Annotated in this window: 23 protein-coding genes; 19 read left to right on the top strand and 4 right to left on the bottom strand. The window is 69.4% G+C overall.

From position 1 onward, the window contains the following. Positions 1-14: 14 nt before the first annotated feature. From Q4P07_RS00360 to Q4P07_RS00285, 16 genes are all read left to right on the top strand, one after another. Positions 15-2,066, top strand: coding sequence for an MFS transporter (locus Q4P07_RS00360; RefSeq protein ID WP_303372897.1), 2,052 nt, complete (start codon positions 15-17; stop codon positions 2,064-2,066). Then, positions 2,063-2,680, top strand: coding sequence for a TetR/AcrR family transcriptional regulator (locus Q4P07_RS00355; protein WP_303372896.1), 618 nt, complete (start codon positions 2,063-2,065; stop codon positions 2,678-2,680). Before Q4P07_RS00360 ends, Q4P07_RS00355 begins: the two co-directional genes overlap by 4 nt. Continuing rightward, complete coding sequence (dop, locus tag Q4P07_RS00350) at positions 2,677-4,218, top strand: depupylase/deamidase Dop (RefSeq protein WP_303372895.1); 1,542 nt, start codon at positions 2,677-2,679, stop codon at positions 4,216-4,218. Before Q4P07_RS00355 ends, dop begins: the two co-directional genes overlap by 4 nt. A gap of 12 nt (positions 4,219-4,230) precedes the next feature. Further along, positions 4,231-4,431 carry a ubiquitin-like protein Pup gene (locus Q4P07_RS00345; protein ID WP_303372894.1) on the top strand — a complete coding sequence of 67 codons (201 nt, stop codon included), beginning with the start codon at positions 4,231-4,233 and terminating at the stop codon, positions 4,429-4,431. A gap of 3 nt (positions 4,432-4,434) precedes the next feature. Then, on the top strand, positions 4,435-5,841 hold the full coding sequence (gene pafA, locus Q4P07_RS00340; RefSeq protein ID WP_303372893.1) for a Pup--protein ligase: 1,407 nt from the start codon (positions 4,435-4,437) through the stop codon (positions 5,839-5,841). Positions 5,842-5,944: 103 nt separating this feature from the next. Further along, the gene (locus Q4P07_RS00335; protein WP_303372892.1) at positions 5,945-6,970 is read left to right on the top strand and encodes an FKBP-type peptidyl-prolyl cis-trans isomerase; all 1,026 of its coding nucleotides are present in this window, start codon (positions 5,945-5,947) and stop codon (positions 6,968-6,970) included. Between the two features lie 87 nt (positions 6,971-7,057). Continuing rightward, positions 7,058-7,456 (top strand): FKBP-type peptidyl-prolyl cis-trans isomerase, encoded by a 399-nt coding sequence (locus Q4P07_RS00330; RefSeq protein WP_303372891.1) that lies wholly within the window; start codon positions 7,058-7,060, stop codon positions 7,454-7,456. A gap of 90 nt (positions 7,457-7,546) precedes the next feature. Further along, positions 7,547-8,686, top strand: coding sequence for a DUF3866 family protein (locus tag Q4P07_RS00325; protein ID WP_303372890.1), 1,140 nt, complete (start codon positions 7,547-7,549; stop codon positions 8,684-8,686). A gap of 13 nt (positions 8,687-8,699) precedes the next feature. Then, positions 8,700-9,713, top strand: a complete 1,014-nt coding sequence (locus Q4P07_RS00320; RefSeq protein WP_303372889.1) for a YafY family protein — start codon at positions 8,700-8,702, stop codon at positions 9,711-9,713. Next, positions 9,713-10,693 carry a YafY family protein gene (locus Q4P07_RS00315; RefSeq protein ID WP_303372888.1) on the top strand — a complete coding sequence of 327 codons (981 nt, stop codon included), beginning with the start codon at positions 9,713-9,715 and terminating at the stop codon, positions 10,691-10,693. Before Q4P07_RS00320 ends, Q4P07_RS00315 begins: the two co-directional genes overlap by 1 nt. A gap of 52 nt (positions 10,694-10,745) precedes the next feature. Further along, the gene (tatA, locus tag Q4P07_RS00310; protein ID WP_303372887.1) at positions 10,746-11,075 is read left to right on the top strand and encodes a Sec-independent protein translocase subunit TatA; all 330 of its coding nucleotides are present in this window, start codon (positions 10,746-10,748) and stop codon (positions 11,073-11,075) included. A gap of 44 nt (positions 11,076-11,119) precedes the next feature. Continuing rightward, positions 11,120-11,944, top strand: coding sequence for a twin-arginine translocase subunit TatC (tatC, locus tag Q4P07_RS00305; protein ID WP_303372886.1), 825 nt, complete (start codon positions 11,120-11,122; stop codon positions 11,942-11,944). Further along, positions 11,941-12,834, top strand: coding sequence for a diacylglycerol kinase family protein (locus Q4P07_RS00300; protein WP_303372885.1), 894 nt, complete (start codon positions 11,941-11,943; stop codon positions 12,832-12,834). Before tatC ends, Q4P07_RS00300 begins: the two co-directional genes overlap by 4 nt. Positions 12,835-12,844: 10 nt before the next feature. Further along, entirely contained in the window at positions 12,845-15,817 is a 2,973-nt protein-coding gene (locus tag Q4P07_RS00295) for an RNA helicase (protein WP_303372884.1), read from the top strand. Between the two features lie 87 nt (positions 15,818-15,904). Continuing rightward, positions 15,905-17,113, top strand: coding sequence for an acetyl-CoA C-acetyltransferase (locus Q4P07_RS00290; protein ID WP_303372883.1), 1,209 nt, complete (start codon positions 15,905-15,907; stop codon positions 17,111-17,113). Between the two features lies 1 nt (position 17,114). After that, positions 17,115-17,666 carry a PH domain-containing protein gene (locus tag Q4P07_RS00285; protein ID WP_303372882.1) on the top strand — a complete coding sequence of 184 codons (552 nt, stop codon included), beginning with the start codon at positions 17,115-17,117 and terminating at the stop codon, positions 17,664-17,666. A gap of 7 nt (positions 17,667-17,673) precedes the next feature. On the opposite strand, the gene Q4P07_RS00280 is transcribed toward Q4P07_RS00285, so the two are convergent. Next, positions 17,674-18,618 (bottom strand): 5'-3' exonuclease H3TH domain-containing protein, encoded by a 945-nt coding sequence (locus Q4P07_RS00280; RefSeq protein ID WP_303372881.1) that lies wholly within the window; start codon positions 18,616-18,618, stop codon positions 17,674-17,676. A gap of 34 nt (positions 18,619-18,652) precedes the next feature. Between Q4P07_RS00280 and Q4P07_RS00275 the strand changes: the two genes are divergently transcribed. Further along, entirely contained in the window at positions 18,653-19,060 is a 408-nt protein-coding gene (locus Q4P07_RS00275) for a hypothetical protein (RefSeq protein WP_303372880.1), read from the top strand. Here the strand turns inward: Q4P07_RS00275 and Q4P07_RS00270 are convergent. Together Q4P07_RS00270 and Q4P07_RS00265 are read right to left on the bottom strand one after the other, a co-directional pair. Beyond that, the gene (locus Q4P07_RS00270; RefSeq protein ID WP_303372879.1) at positions 19,003-19,239 is read right to left on the bottom strand and encodes a DUF2249 domain-containing protein; all 237 of its coding nucleotides are present in this window, start codon (positions 19,237-19,239) and stop codon (positions 19,003-19,005) included. The two genes, Q4P07_RS00275 and Q4P07_RS00270, sit on opposite strands and share 58 nt — an antisense overlap. Next, on the bottom strand, positions 19,236-19,511 hold the full coding sequence (locus Q4P07_RS00265; RefSeq protein ID WP_303372878.1) for a hypothetical protein: 276 nt from the start codon (positions 19,509-19,511) through the stop codon (positions 19,236-19,238). Before Q4P07_RS00265 ends, Q4P07_RS00270 begins: the two co-directional genes overlap by 4 nt. Before the next feature lie 109 nt (positions 19,512-19,620). On the opposite strand from Q4P07_RS00265, the gene Q4P07_RS00260 reads away from it, so the two are divergent. Together Q4P07_RS00260 and Q4P07_RS00255 are read left to right on the top strand one after the other, a co-directional pair. After that, positions 19,621-20,076: an NUDIX domain-containing protein gene (locus tag Q4P07_RS00260; protein WP_303372877.1), complete on the top strand. Its 456-nt coding sequence runs from the start codon at positions 19,621-19,623 to the stop codon at positions 20,074-20,076. 53 nt (positions 20,077-20,129) lie between these two features. After that, positions 20,130-20,597, top strand: a complete 468-nt coding sequence (locus Q4P07_RS00255; protein ID WP_303372876.1) for an Lrp/AsnC family transcriptional regulator — start codon at positions 20,130-20,132, stop codon at positions 20,595-20,597. A gap of 9 nt (positions 20,598-20,606) precedes the next feature. Here the strand turns inward: Q4P07_RS00255 and ybaK are convergent, their stop codons facing one another. Beyond that, positions 20,607-21,113: a Cys-tRNA(Pro) deacylase gene (gene ybaK, locus Q4P07_RS00250; protein WP_303372875.1), complete on the bottom strand. Its 507-nt coding sequence runs from the start codon at positions 21,111-21,113 to the stop codon at positions 20,607-20,609. Positions 21,114-21,155 lie beyond the last annotated feature (42 nt).

The raw sequence follows: 21,155 nt of genomic DNA, 5'->3' as shown, positions 1-21,155 counted from the left end.
TTAGACTGGTGAACATGCGTTCACCCGAGTCTGCCGCGGAACGGCGGACGCCGTCGACCACCCTCATCATCCTCGTCCTCGCCCTCTGCGGCACTCTCGTCTCGCTCCAGCAAACCCTGGTCCTGCCCCTGCTCCCAGACTTCCCGGAGATCCTGAACACCACGAGCGACAACGCCTCGTGGCTGGTGACGATCACGCTATTGACCGCGGCCGTCGGCACTCCCATCGTCAGCCGGCTCGCGGACATGTTCGGCAAGCGGCTGATGCTCATCGTCTGCATGTGGGCGGTGATCGTCGGTTCGGTCGTCGCCGCCCTGTCGACCAGCCTGGCCATCGTCGTCTTAGGTCGCGGGCTGGCGGGCTTCGGGGCCTGCCTGGTGCCCGTGGGGATCAGCATCATGCGCGACCACCTGCCGGCGGACAAGGTGGGCTCTGGAGTGGCATTGATGTCGGCGACGCTGGGCATCGGGGGAGCGGTCGGCATGCCGTTGGCCGGAGTGATCTACGACCGGCTCGACTGGCACGCGCTCTTCTACGTCAGCGGCAGCTTTGCAGTCGTGATGCTGATCGCCGTCCACGTCGTCGTGCCGGAGTCGACCGTCAAGACGCGCGGCCGGTTCGACTATCTCGGCGCCGTGATGCTCTCGATCGCGCTCACTTCCTTCCTGCTGGCGGTGAGCAAGGCGGGGACGTGGGGCTGGGGCTCTCCCAAGACCCTGAGCCTGCTGGTCTTCGCGGCCCTGGTGCTTGCGGCCTGGGTGCCGTGGGAGTTGCGCACGGGGCAGCCGCTCGTGGACATCCGCACCTCGATGCGCCGCACGGTCCTGCTCACCAATGCGGCTTCGGTCCTGGTCGGTTTTGCGATGTTCGCCAACTTCCTCACCGCCGCCCAGCAGGTGCAGATGCCCACCGACACTGGCTATGGCTTCGGTCTCTCGGTGACCGCGACCGGCCTGGTGATGCTGCCCAGCGGCGTGCTCATGGTGGCGATGTCTCCGGTGTCCGCGGCGCTGATCAGCCGCTGGGGACCCCGAGCGGCGCTCATCGGTGGCGCGCTCGTCATGGCGGTCGGCTTCGTCGGGCGTTCCCTGTTGCACGGCTCGGTGGTCGAGGTGATGGTCACCTCGGGCATCGCGTCCTTGGGCACTGCCCTCGCCTTCGCCGCCATGCCGACCCTGATCATGAGGGCCGTCCCCATTACCGAGACCGCGTCAGCCAACGGGCTCAACACGCTGCTCCGCTCGATCGGCACTTCGTCGGCCTCCGCCATGGTCGCGGCCGTCTTCGCTGCCACCATGACCGCGACCGCGACCGGCGTGCTCGCCCCGACGCTCGCCGCCTACCAGCTCGTCTTCTGGGCTGGGGCCGGAGCTGCACTCGGTGGCGCGCTGATCGCGAGCTTCATCCGTCGTCCTGTCCGCCAGGGCGTCGGCATGCAACCTGCCGGCTCCAGCGGCACCCCTGCGCCGACAGGGGAACGGACGCACGTCAAGGCTCACGGCGAGTTGCCCGAGGTCCTCGTCCGTGGCCGCGTCACGGGCCCGGAGGGAAGGCGGCTCAAGCAGGCGGTCGCCACGGTGCTGCACCCCGACGGCCGCCACGTCGACTGGGGCCGCACGGACAATGACGGCCGGTTCGCGCTGGCGCTGCCGGAGGCGGGGCGTTATCTGCTCGTGGTCTCCGCCGAGGGGTGGGCGCCGCAGTCCAGCCTGTGCACCCTCGAGGCGGGGGAGACCGAGCCGATCACGATGCACCGTCGACTGCTCCTGACCGGCCACATCACCGACGACGGCGAGCCGCTGGGCTCGGTGATGCTCTCCCTCATCAGGCATTCCGGGGAGTATGTCGCGACCGCGACCGCCGACCCGTTCGGTGCCTACGAGATCGGCCTGCCGCCGGCCGGTCGCTATGTCCTGACGGTGGTGGACCATCCCACCGGTCGCACTCGCTCGCGGGCGCTGACCGTGCTCACTGCCTCGACCTCGCTCGATATCGACATCGTCACCGGACCCCCCCGCCGGGTCGAGCGCGTCGCCAGCGGAGTTGGCGCGGAGACGCAGCGGTGACGGGACAGGCGGCCGGTTCCCACGACCGCGTGCTGCAGGTCGCCCGACGACTTTTCGGGGAGTGCGGGTATGCCGCGGTGACGATCCGGGAAGTCGCCGCCCAGGCCGGAGTGTCCCCGGCGATGGTGATGAAGATCGCGGGGTCCAAGGAGCAGCTCTATGGCTTGGCCACCCCCGCCGAGCCCGCGCCGCTGCTGGCAGACACCCCGATCGAGGGGCTGGGCGAGCTCCTGGTCAGACGAATGCTGGAGCGGCGTGACCAGGACGCAGCCGAGCCATGGCTGCGCGCGATGTACCTGCGCGCCGACGCACCGGACCAAGAGGTCGCGCTGGCAGAGTTCCGGGAGCGCTTCCTTGGCCGGTTTCCCCACGAGGGCGAGGATGCCCGCCATACCGACCAGCTCGCCTGCCTGATGCTGGGGCTGGCCGCGGGGGTGCGATCGTTCCGGTTGTTGGGAGCCGATCGGGCCTCGCAGGAGGCAGTGGTCAGGGAGTATGGCGAGCTCGTCCAACGGGTGCTCGACCGGCTCACGGGGCAGACGCCGCAGCACCCGTTGCCACAGGGTGACGGCAGAGGTGAGGGCACGGGGGAGGCTCGTAGGGTGGGGTCATGAGCGTGCGTCGGATCATGGGCATCGAGACTGAGCTGGGCATCACGAGCACCCAGGTGGATGCCCACGGTCAGCCGATGAGCCCGATGGTGCTTTCCGGCCAGGTGGTCCGGGCGTATGCCGCGGGCGCGGGCGCAGGAGCGGCGCTCCAGCGGGGCGCCGGCTGGGACTACGCCGACGAGACGCCGCTGCGGGACGCGCGTGGGTATGACGTCGCGCGGGCACTGGCCGACATCTCCCAGCTCACCGACGTCGAGGATCCGACGATCGCCAACTCGGTGCTCTCCAACGGGGCACGTTTCTACGTCGACCACGCCCACCCTGAGTACTCCTCACCCGAAGTCACCTCACCGCTGGAGGCGGTGCGCTATGACCGCGCTGGCGAGCTCGTCGGCCAATTGGCGACGCGGACGCTGGCTCAGGACGGGCTGTCGGTGAGCCTTTACAAGAACAACGTCGACGGCAAGGGCGCGTCCTACGGCACGCACGAAAACTACCTGGTGCCCCGGACAGTGCCTTTCGACCGGTTGGCCGCCCTGCTGATCCCCTTCCTCGTGGCCCGACCCGTCATCGCCGGCGCGGGACGGGTCGGGATCGGGCAGGCCAGCGAGCGACCGGGCTTCCAGCTGAGCCAGCGGGCGGACTATCTCGAGGCAGAGGTCGGGCTCGAGACGACCCTGCGTCGCCCGATCGTCAACACCCGCGACGAGCCGCACGCGACGCCGCACCTGCACCGCCGGCTGCACGTCATCGTCGGGGACGCGACCATGGCCGACGTCACGACCTACCTGGCAGTCGGGTCTCTCTCCGCGGCGCTGCGGGTGATCCAGACCCATCCCGAACTGCTCGAGGGGCTACGGCTGGCGCGCCCCGTCGCGGCCGCACAGACGATCTCCCACGACCCGACCCTGAAGGCCACGGTGCCGCTGGTCGACGGACGGTCCCTGACGGGGATCGACCTGCTCGAGCTGCACCTCGAGGCGGCCGAGCAGGCGCGCGCGTCCGGGCACGAGCTGTGGCCCCCCGACACGGAGACGGCCGATGTCCTCGTGCGCTGGCGCAGCGTCCTGGACGGCTTACGCGCTGACCCCCGCTCGTGTGCGGCACAGGTGGAGTGGGTCGCCAAGCTCTCCCTGCTGCAACGCTTCCGCGACCGCGCGGGCGTCGGCTGGGACGACGCGCGGGTGGCCGCGATGGACATCCAGTGGCATGACCTGGACCCCGCACGGGGGCTGGCGCAGAAGTTGCGTGCCGCGGGCCAGCTCGAGCGTCTGGTCCCTGACGAAGCCATCGCCAGCGCCATGACCGACCCGCCGGAGGACACCCGCGCCTGGTTCCGAGGTGAGGTCGTGCGCCGCTTCGGCGACGATGTCCGCGCGGCCTCCTGGGACTCGGTCGTCGTCCTCGACGAGCGCAACCGGCTGCGCCGGGTGCAACTGCCCGAGCCAACCGACGCCACGCGGGCCCAGACCGCCGCGCTGCTGGCACGGCATACCCGCACCGCCTCGCTGCTGACTGAGCTAGCCAGCGACGACGTCTGAGAGGATCGATCCATGGCAGAACAGCAGCACGTCCAGCGGCGCCGCGATGACGGCCCCGAGCCCGAGGCGCCGACGCCACCGCCACCCGCACCGGCTGTCCAGGACACCCAGCGCGACGCCGCCCTCGACTCGCTCCTGGACGAGATCGACGGAGTCCTGGAGCGCAATGCGACCGACTTCGTGCACGGCTTCGTGCAGAAGGGCGGACAGTAGTCCGTGGACCGTCGGGTCATGGGGATCGAGACCGAGTTCGGGGTCAACGCGACCTTCCGAGGCACGTCTCGACTCTCTCCGGAGGAGGTCGCGCGCTATCTCTTCCGCAAGGTTGTCGCCTGGGGGCGGTCGAGCAACGTCTTTCTCGGCAACGGCTCTCGGCTCTACCTCGATGTCGGCTCACACCCGGAGTACGCCACCGCCGAGTGCACGGACCTGCTGGACCTCCTGGCTCAGGACAAGGCAGGTGAGTTGATCGTCCAGGACCTCGCCGACGACGCGGAGACGCGGCTCGCCGAGGAGGGCATGGACGCGACCGTCTACGTCCTGAAGAACAATGTCGATTCCCGCGGCAACTCCTACGGATCGCACGAGAACTACCTGATCCGCCGCGACGGTCGCCTCGACCGAGTGACCGACACGCTCGTGCCCTTGCTGGTGACGCGCCAACTGATCTCCGGAGCCGGCCGGCTGCACGTGGTGGGGGAACGGGCCACCTACCTCGTCTCCCAGCGTGCCGACCACATGTGGGAGGACCTGTCCTCCTCCACCACCCGCTCCCGACCGATCATCAATACCCGCGACGAGCCGCACGCGGACCCAGAGCGCTATCGCCGCCTGCACGTCATCGTCGGCGACTCCACGATGAGCCAGTCGACCACCCTCATGCGCGTCGGGACGACCGATCTGGTGCTGCGGATGCTGGAGGCGGGCCGGATCATGCCCGACTTCGAGCTGGCCACGCCGATCCCCTCGATCCGTGAGATCAGCCGTGACCGGACCGGGCGGACTCCGCTGCCGCTGAAGGCAGGCGGCACCATCACGGCCTTGGAGATGCAACGCGAGCTCCTGGGCATGGCCAAGACCTATGCGCAGGGCTCGGGCCTGGCGCAGGTCTGGCCCTACTCCTACGTGCTGGAGCTGTGGGAGCGCACCCTGGATGCGATCGAGGGCGACCAGCTGCACCTGGTCGACACCGAGATCGAATGGGTGATGAAGAAGAAACTGCTCGACTCGTATGCTGCCAAGCACGACCTCGCGCCGCACGATGACCGGTTGCAGCAGCTGGACCTGGCCTGGCACGACGTCCATCCCACCCGTGGGTTGATGTCGATCCTGCAGCGCTCGGGGGCGGCCAAGATCCTCGTCGACGAAGCCCAGATCCGGCACGCGATGGTGACACCGCCAGCAACCCGAGCCAAGCTGCGGGGCGACTTCATCCGGGCGGCGCAGGAGCACCGACGGGACTTCACCTGCGACTGGGTGCACCTCAAGCTCAATGACGTGGCCCAGCGCACCGTGGTGTGCAAGGACCCCTTCGCCAGCGTGGACTCCCGCGTCGACGACCTGATCGAGCACATCCGCTCCACCGGCACGACGGACCCGTCGCACCTCGTGCGGGGCGTCTGAGGCTGCCTCGACGTCGACCACGCTCGCCTCCCACCGAACGCCCAGGTTCGGTTGGTTACGCTGTATCGGTTTGACCCTTCCCCTCCACGTAAGGATTGCGCGCGTGCGCTCACCCCGACTTCGGCTGGTCGCCCTGGCCGCCGCCCCACTGCTCCTGCTCGCCGGCTGCTCAGGCGACGGCGACGCCGCCGCGCAGAGCGACGACGCTGCGGTGACCTCGTCCGTGCCCGATTCCGACCCGGCGGCCCTTGGTCTGAAGGTCACGGACAGCAAGCCTGCGATCACTCTGGACGGTGCACCCTTCGCCGAGGGCCAACTGCCTTTCCGGGTCTCGAAGACCCACGCCGAGACGGTGAAGAAGGGCGACGGCAAGGAGATCGCCCCCGGCGCGGAGGTTGCCGCCCGCTACCTTGCGGTCAACGGCACCACGGGCGAGCAGATCCTGTCGACCTTTGACGCGGACGAGACGGTGACCCTGGAGCTGGGCAACGAGAATCTCTTCCCGGCCTTCCTGGAGGAGCTGCCGGGCCGCAAGGCGGGGGAAACCTTGCTCCTGGCGGTGCCCGCCAAGGACGCCTTCGGCGAGCCGGGCCGGGCTGACCTGGGCGTCGGGCCTCAGGACACCTTGGTCTTCTACCTCGAGCTGGTCTCCAGCTCCAAGCCGCTGACGGAGGCGACCGGCGAGGCCGTAGCCCCCAAGAAGGGGCTGCCGACAGTCGTCGCCGACGGCAAGTCCGCCGCGAAGATCACCATCCCCAAGGACGCCAAGGCACCGACCAAGCTCATCGTCCAGCCGCTGATCAAGGGCGAGGGCCCGAAGGTCAAGGCGGGTCAGACGATCCGCGCGCACTACACCGGCGTGAAGTGGTCGGACGGCTCGATCTTCGACGATTCCTACCAGCGCGGCGAGCCGGCCGACTTCCCCATCGGTGTGGGCCAGGTCATCACGGGCTGGGACGAGGGTCTGGTCGGCCAGACCGTCGGCTCCCGAGTGCTGCTGGTGATCCCTGCCGCTGAAGCGTATGGCGAGAAGCCGGCTGAGGACGCCGGTTCGACGGCCGCCCCGCAGGGCAACCCGCTGCTCGGCGAGGACCTCGTCTTCGTCGTGGACATCCTGGCCGCCTACTGACTCAGTAGCGCGAATCACTCGAGCCCCGCACCACGTCATTGAAGACCCGCACGCCACCGCGCACCACGCCATACCAAGGAGAGAGTCATGAGCCAGTCCCCGTTCGGTGAGGTCAACAAGGCCAAGCCCGAGATCGAGTTCCCCGGCGACACGCCGCCCAGCGAGCTCGTCATGGAGGATCTCGAGGTCGGCACGGGCCCCGAGGCGACCGCCGGCGCCACGGTGTCGACCCACTACGTCGGCGTCGCCTGGTCGAGTGGCGAGCAGTTCGACGCGTCCTGGGACCGTGGTCAGCCGCTGACCTTCACGGTAGGTGTCGGGCAAGTCATCCAGGGCTGGGACCAGGGGCTGCTCGGCATGAAGGTGGGAGGCCGTCGCAAGATCGTCATCCCGCCGCACCTCGGCTATGGCGACCGGGGCGCTGGTGCCGCCATCAAGGGTGGCGAGACCCTGATCTTCGTCGTCGACCTGGTCGACGTGCGCTGACCCACCACGCACCACGCACCACGACGTCCCCGTCGAGCCCAGCTCGGCGGGGACGCTCTGCGCCCGGACCCGGTGACCTAGGCTCGCGGGGTGATCCAGTGGCGCGAGGGAGTGGTGTCGGCGAGGCGGCCCGGCTGGGACGGCGTCGTCGAGCTGGATGTCGAGGTCGCGGACCTGGGCCAGGTGCGCGCGCTGGCCTATCCGGGCGTGGTCGGGACCCCTGTCCCTGGCGATCGCGTCCTGCTCAACACGACGGCTCTGGAGCGCGCGCTGGGGACCGGCGGCTATGCCCTGGTCGTGGCCATCCCCGACCGGCCGCAGGCCTGGCCACGCGTCGAGCTGGGCGCGCCCGGTCACCTGGTCAAGGCTCGCTACGCGCCGCTGCAGACCATGGTCCTGGGTGTCGACGACCCCGAGGGCGAGCATTATGCCGAGCTGGCGGACGCGGACAACCTCTTCGGGCTGCCCGTGGTCGCGGCCGATCTGCACTCGGCCCTGCCGGCAATCGTCGTGGGCGTCCAGGACACCTGGCCCGCCGCCCGAATCGCGTATGTGATGACCGACGGGGGAGCGCTGCCGGCAGCCTTCTCCCGGACCTGCGCCCAGCTGCGCGCCTCGGGCAGCCTCACCTGCGTGATCACCGCCGGCCAGTCCTATGGCGGAGACCTGGAGGCCGTGACAGTGCACAGCGCGCTGCTCGCGGCCCAGCACGTCGTCGGCGCAGACCTCGTGGTCGTGAGCCAGGGCCCGGGCAACCTCGGCACCGGCACGAGGTGGGGGTTCTCGGGAGTCTCAGCGGGGGAGGCGCTCAACGCGGCTGCCGTGCTGGGCGGTGTCCCGATCGCCTCGTTGCGGGTCTCCGAGGCCGACCAGAGACGCCGGCACCGGGGACTGTCGCACCACAGCGTCACGGCCTACGGTCGCGTCCTGGCCCACGGTGCCCAGATCCCTGTCCCGATCGGTCAGACCGGCAACGAGTCCACCGACGACTGTCTGGTCGCCGTCGCAACGCAGGTGAACGCGCTGATCGGGTCGGCCCATCACCTGCAGCGTGTCGACGTCGAGGTCGACGGTCTGCTCGAGGCACTGAGCAGCTCTGCGGTCCGGCTGACGACGATGGGCCGAAGCCTGGATCAGGACGCCGCATCCTTCGTCGCAGCCGCGGCGGCCGGTCGGCACGCGGCCCGGCTCGCGGGGCAAGCGCGACGCGATGATCGCACAGGTGTCTAGTAGCGTGGGGGGCATGGCTCCTTCCGCATCTGCTCCCAAGGGCCCGACCCCCGCAGCGGCCAAGACGGAGCGGCTGCTCAACCTCGTCATCGCGCTGCTCTCGACGCGTCAGCCCCTGTCCAAGGCCCGCATCCGCGCGGTGGTGCCCGACTATCTGGCCGGCAACGACGAAGCCTTCGAGCGGATGTTTGAGCGCGACAAGGACGAGCTTCGGGGCCTGGGCATCCCGCTGCGGACCGAGCCGATCGACCCCTTCTTCGACGACGAGCAGGGCTACCGGATCGACCAGCGGGAGTATGCGCTGCCTCAGCTCGACTTCGAGCCTGACGAAATCGCGGTCCTGGGCCTGGCGAGCCGGGCCTGGTCGCAAGCCAGCCTCGCCGGACCAGCCGCCCAGGCGCTGCGCAAGCTCGACGCGGCGGGCCTGGTCCGGGACGAAGCATCGGTCTCGGGGATCGAGCCGTTGCTGCATACCACCGAGCCCGCCTTCGAGCCGGTCCGTGACGCCGTGCTCTCCCGCACCCTGCTGGGCTTCGACTACCGCGGTGGCGGGGGAGCAGGTCTGACCACCCGTCGGGTGCAGCCGTGGGGGCTGACCAACTGGCACGGCCGGTGGTATCTCACCGCGCACGACCTCGACCGGGACGCCCCGCGCGTCTTCCGGCTGGACCGGATCGTCGGCAAGCCGACCAGTGGCCACTCTGATGCTTTCCAGGTGCCCGCCGACCACGACGCGATCGCGATGATCCGCCGGAGCTATGGCGAGGACGCCGGCACGACGACGACCGTGCGGGTCCAGGTCCGAGAGGGCGCAGCCTCCTCCGTGCGACGCCGCGCCACCATCATCGACGGCGCCTCCCAGGACGGCTGGGACACGCTCGACCTGGAGGTCACCCGGATCCGCAGCACCGTCCAGGAGCTGTGTGCCGCGGGACCAGACGTGCGCGTGGTCGACCCTCCGGAGGTCCGGGACGCGGTCGTCGCCGCACTCCGATCCGTTGTCGAGGCGCACGGAGGCGGGCGCTGATGGTGACCTACGAGAGCGCGACGTCCCGGCTAGGGCGGTTGCTGACCATGGTGCCGTGGCTGCTCAACCGGCAAGGGATCGACCTGGCCAGTGCTGCGCAGGAGCTCGGGGTCAGCCAGGAGCAGGTCATCGACGACCTTCAGCTCCTCTTCGTCTGCGGGCTGCCCGGTCACTATCCTGACGACCTCATCGAGGCGTCCTGGGAGGGCGGCCGGGTCTTCGTCTCCAACGCCGACACCATCGCCCGACCCCTCCGCCTAGGCCGCGACGAGGCACTCGCGCTCATCGTCGCCCTGCGTGCTCTCGCCGACACCCCCGGCTTGGCGCAGCACGAGGCGATCGACCGTGCCCTCGCCAAGCTGGAGGCCGCCGCGGGTGACGCGGCCGCCACTGCGGCGCAGGTCCGCGTCGACCTCGAGCAGCCGATTGCGCCGGAGTTTGCCACCCGGATCCGGCAAGGACTCACCGAGCACCGTCGACTGCACCTGCGCTACACCGTTGCCAGTCGCGACGAGACGACGGAGCGCGACGTCGACCCGGTCCGCGCGGTCAGCGTCGATGGGCGCTGGTATCTGGAAGCGTGGTGCCATCGCGCGCAAGGTGTGCGGCTCTTCCGCTTCGATCGGATCGAGGACGTGACCGTGCTGGAGGAGGACGGCACCCCACCAGTCGACCTACCGCCCCGCGACCTCGGCGCTGGCGTCTATCGCGCCGCACCTGAAGATCTCACGGTTACCCTCCACCTCGACCCTGCCGCCGCGTGGATCGCCGAGAACCTGCCGACGGAGCAGGTCGACGCCGGCGAGGACGGCTCGCTGGAGGTGATCCTGCGGGTGGCCGACCCCGGGTGGCTTCAGCGCCTGGTCTGGCGCCAGGGCGGGCAGGTGCGCGTGCTCGCCCCTGCGGGCCTAGTCGAGTCGGTAGCGTCGGGAGCGGCGGCGGCGTTGCTCGGGCACACCCAGGCGGCCCGGTTAGACTGAGGTGACGGCTGCGCTTCTTGGTGCGTCCGTGACTTGAGAGAAGGAAATCCGCATGCGCCTCCAGGCCTGGCACGTCATCGTCCTCATCGTCGCCTTCATCCTGCTCTTCGGGTGGAAGAACCTGCCTAACGCTGCCCGCAGCCTGGGTGAGTCGATGCGGGTCTTCAAGACCGAGGTGGACCAGATGAAGGACGACAGCGCCGCCCGCAAGGACCACGACGTTGCCGCGCCGTCGCCGTCCGAGCGCCACGGCGCAGTCGACGACCAACGCCACGACAGCTCCAGCGAGAAGCGCACTGGCAACCGTTATCGCGACACGGCCGACGATGAGTATCGCAAGCTGTCGGACCGACGTGGCGACGACGTGGATCCCCGCGCCTGACCGGCACGCGGATCTAGCGACCCCGAACTGCGTCATACCCTCACGTGCCACGCCTGCGCCGAGCCAAGGACCCCGAAGGGCGCATGCCCCTCGGGGCGCACTTTCGCGAACTGCGCAACCGGGTGCTGATCGCCACCGTGGCGATCACCGTCGCGGCCATCGTCGGCTGGTATCTCTACGACCCGGTCATCGCCTTTCTCACCGCCCCTATCGAGGCGGTTAAGAACGAGCGCGGCGACGACCTTGTCTCGCTCAACTTCAACAGCATCACCGGCCCCTTCGCGATGCGGCTCAAGGTCGCGGTGTTCGTCGGCATCCTCATGGCGAGCCCCGTCTGGTTGTGGCAGGCCTGGGGATTTCTGCTGCCTGGCCTGTTGCCTAAAGAGCGGAAGATCGCGCTGGTCTACTTCTTCATCAGCATCCCGCTGTTCTTCCTCGGTGCCGCGATGGCCGCTTACACCTTCCCTCGCCTGGTGGGGATTCTCCTGTCTTTCACGCCGAAGGGCCTGGCCAACATCCAGACGGCCAACGACTATTTTTCGACCGCGCTCTTCTTCTGCCTGGCCTTCGGGCTCGCTTTTTTGCTGCCCGTGCTCCTCGTGGCGCTCAACCAGATCGGCATCCTCCCGGCGCACCTCATGCGCAAGTCGTGGCGGATCACGCTGTTCGGCATCCTCATCTTCTCGGCGTTCATGACACCCGACCCGTCGGCCGTCTCCATGCTCGCGATGGCGGCGCCGGTCTTCGCCCTCTTCTGGTGCGCTGTCGCCGTCGCATTCTTCATGGAGAGACTGCGGCGCAAACGTGGAGTCGACCCCCGCAACCGCTACGCCCGCCTCTCGCCCGACGAGGCGACTCCACTGTCATGAGGTATGCCGTCGCGCACGGGCGACGATCCGGGCGGGGGCGCGCCGCCGAGCTGGGGCAGGAGGCGGTCCGTCGGCTGCGCGCCGCCGGTCACGACGTCGTCGAGGTGACCGCGGACAGCCTGGACCACGCCCGGAGCGCCTGTGGGCAGCTGGTGGCCGAAGGGCTCGACGTGCTCGTGGTCGCCGGTGGTGACGGGGGCGTGAGCCTGGCCACCGACCTGTGTGCCGGCACCAGCACCGCGGTCGCCATCTTGCCGTCCGGGACCGGCAACGACAACGCTCGCTCCTTGCGCATCCCGCTCGGGCCCGAGGGTGCGCTGGAGACCTTGCTGGCCGATCATCGCCGGACCGTGGACACCCTCTACCTACCTGACCTTGATCGCCATGTCCTTGGCTCCGTACCCGCCGCTCTGGACGCGCGGATCTCGGTGCGGGCCAGTGGATCAGCCAGGCACCTGGGCTCCTTCTCCTACACCATGGCTGCGTTGATCGAGATCGCGCTGCTGCGACGCCAGCCGCCCCTGCACTACACCCTGACCGTCGACGGCTGCACCGAGGAGCTCGACGCTCTCGTCGTCGCCCCGGTCAACATGCCGGTCTTCGGAGGTGGCCTGCGGATCGCGCCGCAGGCCGACCCCTCAGACGGCTGGCTCGACCTGGTCGTCATCCGTCCGGTCACCCCGCTCCAGGCCCTGGGGCTGTTACGACAGGTGAGGGCGGCTCGCCATACCTCCCACAGTGCGGTGCGCATCACGCCCGCCCACGAGGTCCGCATCGCCGGGCCGGCGGACATCGTGGCGCAGGCCGACGGGGAGGAAGTCGGACCGCTGCCGTTGACGGTCCGACTGTCCCCGGCAGACCTGCAGATGATCGCCCCGCCCCTGACATAGCCTGGAGCGCATGTCCACCCCCGCCGAGCAGTACGCCCTGGCGCGTGAGCGAGCAGCTTTCGCCGCGACCCCGGCCGGGCGCTTCGCCCAGAGCCTCGACTTCGAGCTCGACCCCTTCCAGCTCGCGGGCATCCAGGCAGTGCAGGACGGCTCAGGCGTCCTGGTCGCGGCGCCGACCGGGGCGGGCAAGACGGTGGTGGGAGAGTTTGCTGTCGCCCTCGCCCTGGAGACCGGGCGCAAGGCGTTCTACACCACGCCCATCAAGGCGCTGTCCAACCAGAAATATCACGATCTGGTCGACCGTTACGGAGTCAGCCGCGTCGGCCTGCTGACCGGGGACGCCTCGATCAACGGCGAGGCGCCGATCGTCGTCATGACCACCGAAGTGCTGCGCAACATGATGTATGCCGCCTCCCGCACGCTGACCGGGCTCGGCTTCGTGGTCATGGACGAGGTGCACTACCTGGCCGACCGCTGGCGTGGGGCCGTGTGGGAAGAGGTCATCATCCACCTGCCTGCCTCAGTGCAGGTGATCTCGCTGTCCGCCACGGTCAGCAACGCCGAGGAGTTCGGCGACTGGCTGTCCACGGTGCGCGGCAACACCGAGGTGATCGTCTCCGAGCACCGACCGGTCCCGCTGTGGCAGCACATGCTCGTGGGCACCCAGCTCTTCGATCTCTTCGTCAGCGACGGGCAGGGGCCGGGGACGGCGCGGGTCAACCCGGAGATGTTGCAGAAGATCAGCCAGGCGGAGCGCAGCTCGGTGGGCCACTGGTCGCGGGAGGACGCCGGGGGGCCGCGTGGCCGCCGCGGCCAGCCGCGCGGCGGGAGTCGGGACTCCGGAGGCGGACGTCAGGGCGGTGGCCATGGTCGGGGAGGTCAGGGCGGTCGTGGCGGAGCCCGCGACGAGCGGGGCAGACAGGGGCAACGTGGTCAGCACGACCAACGCTCGGATCGAGGACGTGCGTATGGCGATGCCGTGCCGGCCCTCGAGCGTGGCGCGCTGCCCGGCGGCGTCGCGAGCCGAGCCCAGGTGATCGAGCAGTTGGACCGGGGCGGCCTGCTGCCCGCGATCACCTTCATCTTCAGCCGTGCCGGCTGCGATGCTGCGGTCGGGCAGCTCCTGGGCAGGAACACCCGGCTGGTCACCGAGGCGGAGGGAGCGGCGATCCGCGAGCTCGTGCAAACTCGCGTGGCCGACGTGGACCTCACCGATCTCGCGGTGCTCGGCTATCACGACTTTGTGGAAGGCCTGGCACGAGGCTATGCCGCCCACCATGCCGGGATGCTGCCGCTCTTCCGGGAGGTCGTGGAGGAGCTCTTCACCGCGGGGCGGGTCAAGGCTGTCTTCGCCACGGAGACGTTGGCGCTGGGCATCAACATGCCGGCACGGACGGTGGTGCTGGAGAAGTTGGTGAAGTTCAACGGCGAGGCGCACGTGCAAGTCACGCCCGCGGAGTACACCCAGCTCACCGGCCGCGCAGGTCGGCGTGGGATCGACATCGAAGGCCATGCAGTGGTGCTGTGGCGACGAGGAGTCGACCCCATGGACGTCGCGGGTCTGGCCTCAACGCGCACCTACCAGCTCCGCAGCTCCTTCCGGCCGAGCTCCAACATGGCCGTCAACCTCGTCGCGCAATATGGCCGGGAACGGGCTCGTGAGCTCTTGCAGAGCAGCTTCGCGCAGTTCCAGGCCGACCGGTCCGTGGTCGGGCTGACTACGACGGTCCGCGACAACGTCGCCGGGCTGGCCGGCTATGCGGAGGCGATGCAGTGCCACCTGGGCGACTTCGGGGAGTACGGCAAGATGCGCCACGAGCTGGCGACTCTGGAGAAGAAGCAGGCCAAACGCCGTCAGTCCTACCGCCGCGAGGCCATCGCACAGTCCCTGGAGGAGCTGACACCGGGCCAGGTGATCCAGCTCGACGGCGGACGTAAGGGCACGATGGCCGTCGTCCTGCGCGGGCAACGTGGCCCGGCCGCCTCGCCGGAGCCGACGGTGCTCACGTCCAACGGCAGCCTTCAGAAGCTGGGCGTCGCCGGACTGAAGGACGCTCCTGAGGTGATCGGCGCGCTGCGCATCCCGCCCCACTTCAATCCCCGATCGCCCAAGGCGCGCAAGGATCTCGCGTCGGCATTGCGCGACACCGTGCGTGAGCCGTTGCCACCCGCTCTGCGTAAGCGTCAGGGCGGGGCTGACGCGGGCGGTGACGACGTCGCCGTCTTGGCGGGCACGTCATACCTCGATGAGCGGGAGCAGCGCGTCGACGATGTGCGCGCACTGCTGCGGGCGCACCCCTGCCACGGCTGCCCAGATCGCGAGGAGCACGCGCGGTGGGCGGCCCGGTGGTGGCAGTTGCTCAAGGAGACTGACGACCTGCAGCGGCGGGTGTCCGAGCGCACCAACACGGTGGCTAAGACGTTCGAGCGGATTTGCGACCTGCTCTCCGGGATGGGCTATCTGACGGAGGACGGGCAGCAGGTGACCGACGCCGGTGAGCGGCTGCGCCGGATCTATACCGAGCTCGACCTGGTGGTCGCTGAGGCGTTGCGCCGCGGCACCTGGAAGCGACTCACTCCCGCCGACTTGGCCGCGGTCGTCTCGACGCTGATCTACGAAGCGCGCGGCGATGACGTGGGTGAGGATCGAATGCCGTCGGTGGAGGTGGCTGAGGCGCTGGGGGAGATGGGGGCCAGCTGGCGGGAGATCATGACCTTGAAGTCCGAGCACGGCCTCGACGGTGACCGCGAGCTCGACGCCGGCATCGCCTGGGTCGTGCACCGGTGGACCTCGGGCCGCCAGCTCGAGGAGATCCTGCGCGACGGCGACCTCGCGGCCGGCGACTTCGTGCGTCGCTGCAAGCAGATCGTCGACCTGCTCGGCCAGATCGCGCGCGCTGCGGAGCCTGAGTTGGCCAAGACTGCCCGCCGCGCCAGCGATGCCATCCTGCGCGGTGTGGTCGCCGCCGACCGCCTCGACTGACCCACCGGCCCGCCCGGTGTGGCAGAGACGACCGCCCGGTGGGGCAGGGGAGGGGTGGCGGAAGCGGGTCGGGGCTAGGGTGCTGGTGTGTCTGAGATCGTGATCTGCTCGCCGCTGCGTACACCTGTCGGCAGTTTCCTTGGCAGCCTCGCCACCCTGTCCGCAGCTGACCTGGGCACGGCGCTGCTCACCGTGCTGCTCGAGCGGACCGGCCTGGAGGACGGTGACGTCGACGACGTGATCGTCGGCAACAGCAATCCCAGCGGCGAGATCCCGGCGCTGGGGCGCATCCTCGCGCTCAACGCTGGCCTGGATCGTTCTCCAGGCATGCAGCTGGACCGGCGCTGCGGATCTGGCCTGCAGGCGATCCTCACGGCTGCCGGCCAGGTGGCCACCGGCGCCTCCCGGTTGGTCATCGCCGGGGGATCGGAGTCGATGAGCCAGGTCGAGCACTACGCGATGCTCCGCCAGGGGGTCAGAGGAGAGGGGGTCCAGCTCGCCGACCGGCTGGCGCGGGCCCGCTCGACCGCGGGCGGCCGGCACCATGACATTCCCGGCGGCATGATCGAGACGGCCGAGAACCTGCGTCGCGACTACGGGATCTCCCGGCAGGCCCAGGACGAGCTGGCCGCTCGCTCGCACCACGTGGCAGCCACCGCGGCGGCGGAGGGTCGCTTCGCCGACGAGCTGGTCCCGGTGGAGGTCAAGGGCCGCAAGGGCACGACTCTCGTCGACGCGGACGAGCACATCCGCCCCGGCACCACGGTCGAGGTCCTCGCCGGGCTGCGACCGATCATGGGGCGTGCGGACTCCGAGGCGACGGTGACGGCGGGCAACGCCAGCGGCCAGAACGACGCCGCCGCGCTCTGCGTCGTCACGACCCTCGACGTCGCGCACCAGCACGGGTTGACCCCGCTGCTGGCGCTCCGCTCCTGGGCAGTCTGCGCCGTGCCGCCCCAGACCATGGGGATCGGCCCGGTCCCCTCCTCGGCCGCCGCCCTCGAGCGCGCTGGCCTGACCCTGGACGACATGGACCTCATCGAGCTCAACGAAGCCTTTGCCGCACAGTCGCTGGCGGTCATGACCGAGTGGGGCATGACCGACCCGTCGCGCTGGGGCCGCCTCAACGTCAACGGCTCGGGCATCTCACTAGGCCACCCCGTCGGCGCGACCGGCGCCCGCATCCTCGCAACGCTCGCTTACGAACTGCACCGACGCCAGGGCCGCTACGCTCTGGAGACGATGTGCATCGGCGGCGGGCAAGGGCTCGCGGCCGTCTTCGAGAGAGTGGTGTGAGATGGGGCTAAGCGCCAACCAGCTGACCGATGGCGAGCGCGTCATCATGAGCCTGCGGACGCACGTGAAGGCACTGATCCTGGCGGTGCTGTGGGCACTGGTGCTGATCGCGGCACTCGTCGTGCTCTGGTGGTTCCTGCGTGGCGAGAGTTACTACACGCTCTCGATGTGGATCGCTGGCGCGGTGGCGCTAGCCCTGGCCGGGTGGCTCGTGCTGATGCCCTTCCTGCGGTGGATGAGCGAGCGCTACACCGTCACCAACCGGCGGATCAGCCATCGTTACGGGATCATCACCCGAAGCGGACGCGACATCCCCTTGCACCGGATCAACGACATCTCGATGGAAAAGGGCCTGCTGGACCGGGTCCTGGGCTGTGGCACGCTCGTCGTCTCTGACGCCACGCAGCAGCACGGGATGGTCCTGCACGACGTGCCTAACGTCGAGCGCGTCCAGGTGCAGCTCCAGGAGCTGCTCTACTCCTACGACGACGGCTCCGACGATGGCGAGTGGCCACCGAACGAGCCGGACCGTGCCCGCGGTCGCCGAAGCTGACCGCGCCTCAGGGCTGCAGGTCGAGGGCCTGCAGCAACCGACCGACGGGACTGCCCAGGTCGTAGGCCGCCACGAGTTGCGCGAGCGTCTCGGGATCAGCCAACTCGCGAGGCACCGTCAACGGCACGTCGGGCAGGGGCGCATCGTGCGCGACGTGCACCACGAGCGGAGCGACGTCCAGGTAGGCCGAGGCCGCGTCGAGGTTGGTCCGTCGCGTCCCCTTGATGGCCGGGTCACCGGCAGCCAGCGCCTCGCGTAGACCGGCCAGTGACCCGTAGGTCGTGATGAGCTGGGCTGCGGTCTTGTCTCCGATGCCCTTGACCCCGGGGAGGCCATCGCTGGAATCCCCCCGCAGCATCGCCATGTCCGCATACGCCGCACCGGTCGACACCCCATACCTCGACGCCAGGTCCTCCTGCCGGATCACCTCTGCATCCCGCACCCCGGCGCGGGCGGTGTAGACCACGGCGATGTCGGCCTCGTCGTCGACGAGCTGGAATAGGTCCCGGTCGCCGGTGACGACGGAGACGGGCATCCGGCCGTGGTGCTGCGCGGTGAGGGTGCCGATCACGTCGTCTGCCTCATACCCGTCCGACCCGAGCACGGGGATGCCGAAAGACTCCAGCGCGCGCCGGATGATCGGCACCTGGACCTCAAGTCCAGGTGGAGCTTCTTCCTTGTCTTGGGTGCCCTTGACCAGCCGATGAGACTTGTAGGAGGGGATCGCCTGCACTCGGAAGTCAGGCCGCCAACTGTTGTCCCAGCACGCCACCAGGTGGCTGGGGTTGAAGCGGGTGGACAAGGTCGCGACCATGTCGAGAAAGCCGCGGACCGCATTGGTGGGCGTGCCCTCTGGCGTCTCGCGTGGATCCTTGACGCCGAAGTAGGCGCGGAAGTAGAGGCTGGCTGTGTCCAGCAGGAGAAGTCGCTGGACCGACGGTGCGGAGCTCATGAGGTCCCAGGGTAGGCCCTGCTAGCGTGACGCCGTGCTCCGCGTGGTCATGGTCAAGCTGCCCTGGATCGCCGTGCTCGCGACGTTGGCCGCGGCGGTGGTCCTGCTCTTCGGGCCGCTGTGGACGACGTCGGTGGGGGAGAACCCGCTGGATCGGCCGCGCGGCGTCGACTACGGGCTCGTGTTGCGCCTGGGGTTGCCCACGGTCATGGTGCTGGCGTCTCTGGGCGCGGCGATCGCTGGCCGGCGACACCCGGTGATAGGTGCCGCCGCCCTGCTGATCTTCGGGTATGCCGTGTGGTCGGCGCCGCCGCCGCTGCCAGGCTGGTTCGTCCCGGGCCTGGTGCTGAGCGTGCTCGGCTACGGGTGGGTGTGCTGGGGCGATCAGGCCCCGGGGCGGCCGATGCGCACGCGCCAGACCTCAGGGCCGCTCTCGAGGTAGTCCCAGGTGAACTGGCCCGGATACTCCGCGTCGAACTGGTAGAACAGCGGCTTCGGGTCGTGGTCGTTGACCAACTCGAACCCGGTCCCGGGGGTCAGCTCGTGATAGGTGCTCAGGATGAGTTCGTGTCGACGAGCGGGTGGGTCGGACCGGACGTCGAGCTTGGGATCTGTGCTCATGCTTCCTCCTGGGTTGTCGAGGTGAGGCCTGCCCCGCTGGCGGGTGCGCCGATGGTGGGGGCGTCCGGCTCGGGGTCGAGCCGAGCCAGGAAATGCATCGCGCCGTTGACACGTTCGGCGTCTCGCGGGCTGACGTCCTTCAGGGCCCACCAAGCCTTGGCGGCCAACCGGCTCGCCGCGTCGGGCTGACCGTTCTGGCCCAACGCACGCAGGCACTTGATCAGGACCTCGGTGGTCGTGGACAGTGCCGCCACGACGGGCTGCTCGGACACCACTGCTCCCTTCCCGTTAATTAACGCAACACTTCCTGTACTTATCATCGTAGCCGGTGCCTCTCCGGTCGCGTGGCCCGGCACCCACCACATTGCTAGCGTGAGGGCTATGCACCGTGTCCGCCCCGCTACCCGTGGCCTGGTCATCGCTGGCGACCAGATCCTGGTCACCGTGCTGACGGGCACCACGGGGGAATATTGGCTGACGCCCGGCGGTGGGCAGGACTTCGGCGAGGCCAAGGTCGACAACGTCGCGCGGGAGGTCTACGAGGAGACGGGTTTTCGCGTCACGGTGGGGGACCTGGCTTGCGGGCGGGACTACATCGGCGCCACCCACTTCCCGGCATGGGACTCCGGCTTCCACCAGACCGAGCTCTTCTTCTGGTGCACTCTGCAGCAGGATTCGAGGCAGGACCCCGTGCCCCTGCCCGACACCGCGCAGACCGATATCCGGTGGGTGCGTGTCCCGGAGCTGATCGGCTCCCCCCTCTATCCGCGCCGTCTCGCGGCCTGGCTCAACGAGGACAGTCGGACCCGCCCGCTCTGGTTGGGCGACGTCAACTGAGCCGCGGCCCGGCGACCCGGAGCGCGGGTCACGCCGGCAACTAGGCTGTCGCCATGGAGCCTCTCGATCGCCACATCGTCTCGGTCCTGGCCCATGACGGCCGGATCTCCTTCGCCGATCTCGGGCGCCAGGTAGGCCTGTCCACGTCTGCCGTGCACCAACGGGTCAAGCGGCTCGAGGAGCGGGGAATCATCAAGGGCTATCGCGCCGTCGTGGACTACACGGCGGTCGGGCTGCCGCTGACCGCCCTGATGTCCGTGACGCCGTTCGATCCGGCGGCCGACGACGACATCCCGGAGCGGCTCAACCACATCGAAGAGATCGTCGCCTGCTGGTCTGTCGCCGGGGACGAGAATTACATCCTGCTGATCCGCGTCAGCCGTCCGCAAGATCTAGAAGAGCTTTTGGGCCGGATCCGCCAGCAGGGTTCGTGCTCGACCAACACCACGATCGTGTTGTCCACCCCGTGGGAGGACCGTCTCGGCGCACTGCCGCTCACTGACGTCGGCGCCGGGATCTGAGCCGCCCGCTCAGGAGCGCCGGGCGATGTCGGCGTAGGAGGCCGCGAGCAGAGCGAGCAGCGCGTCCGGAGCGAGTTCGAGGTCCAGACCACGTCTGCCGCCGCTGACCAGAATAGTCGGCCGGCCCTGGGCGGAGACGTCCACGACGGTCGGGAGCCGCTTGCGCTGGCCCAGCGGGCTGATGCCTCCGACGACATACCCAGTGGTCCTCTCGGCGAGGTGCGGGTCGGCCATCGTGGCCCTCTTGGCGCCGAGCGCTGCGGCGGCCGCCTTGAGATCGAGCAGGGCGCCAACGGGCACGACTGCGACTCCGAGGCCATGGTCGGTCTCGATCAGCAGGGTCTTAAAGACCTGCCCAGGCTCGGCAGCCAGCGCTTGGGCGGCCTCGGTCCCGTAGTTGGTCGCTCGCGGGTCGTGCGCGTAGGCGCGGACCGAGTAGGCGACCCCGGCCTTGTCCAGCAGCACCGTGGCCGGGGTGCCGCCAGACTGCCGGGGTTGCTTCCTCTTCTTCGCCACGCCCTCAGGGTAGGGCGAAGGCACCACAACCGACGGCCATGA

It is taken from the genome of Ornithinimicrobium sp., assembly GCF_030537745.1.
Taxonomy (GTDB): domain Bacteria; phylum Actinomycetota; class Actinomycetes; order Actinomycetales; family Dermatophilaceae; genus Ornithinicoccus.
This window is presented reverse-complemented; position numbering and strand designations above follow the sequence as displayed.

Bases quoted from the DNA above. Each gene is read 5' to 3' on its own strand.
- Q4P07_RS00360 (WP_303372897.1), top strand. From the start codon at position 15: ATGCGTTCACCCGAGTCTGCCGCGGAACGGCGGACGCCGTCGACCACC.
- Q4P07_RS00285 (WP_303372882.1), top strand. From the start codon at position 17,115: ATGGGGCTAAGCGCCAACCAGCTGACCGATGGCGAGCGCGTCATCATG.
- Q4P07_RS00315 (WP_303372888.1), top strand. From the start codon at position 9,713: ATGGTGACCTACGAGAGCGCGACGTCCCGGCTAGGGCGGTTGCTGACC.
- Q4P07_RS00300 (WP_303372885.1), top strand. From the start codon at position 11,941: ATGAGGTATGCCGTCGCGCACGGGCGACGATCCGGGCGGGGGCGCGCC.
- Q4P07_RS00260 (WP_303372877.1), top strand. From the start codon at position 19,621: ATGCACCGTGTCCGCCCCGCTACCCGTGGCCTGGTCATCGCTGGCGAC.
- Q4P07_RS00345 (WP_303372894.1), top strand. From the start codon at position 4,231: ATGGCAGAACAGCAGCACGTCCAGCGGCGCCGCGATGACGGCCCCGAG.
- dop (WP_303372895.1), top strand. From the start codon at position 2,677: ATGAGCGTGCGTCGGATCATGGGCATCGAGACTGAGCTGGGCATCACG.
- Q4P07_RS00320 (WP_303372889.1), top strand. From the start codon at position 8,700: ATGGCTCCTTCCGCATCTGCTCCCAAGGGCCCGACCCCCGCAGCGGCC.
- Q4P07_RS00280 (WP_303372881.1), bottom strand. From the start codon at position 18,618: ATGAGCTCCGCACCGTCGGTCCAGCGACTTCTCCTGCTGGACACAGCC.
- tatA (WP_303372887.1), top strand. From the start codon at position 10,746: ATGCGCCTCCAGGCCTGGCACGTCATCGTCCTCATCGTCGCCTTCATC.
- Q4P07_RS00330 (WP_303372891.1), top strand. From the start codon at position 7,058: ATGAGCCAGTCCCCGTTCGGTGAGGTCAACAAGGCCAAGCCCGAGATC.
- Q4P07_RS00295 (WP_303372884.1), top strand. From the start codon at position 12,845: ATGTCCACCCCCGCCGAGCAGTACGCCCTGGCGCGTGAGCGAGCAGCT.
- Q4P07_RS00255 (WP_303372876.1), top strand. From the start codon at position 20,130: ATGGAGCCTCTCGATCGCCACATCGTCTCGGTCCTGGCCCATGACGGC.
- Q4P07_RS00270 (WP_303372879.1), bottom strand. From the start codon at position 19,239: ATGAGCACAGATCCCAAGCTCGACGTCCGGTCCGACCCACCCGCTCGT.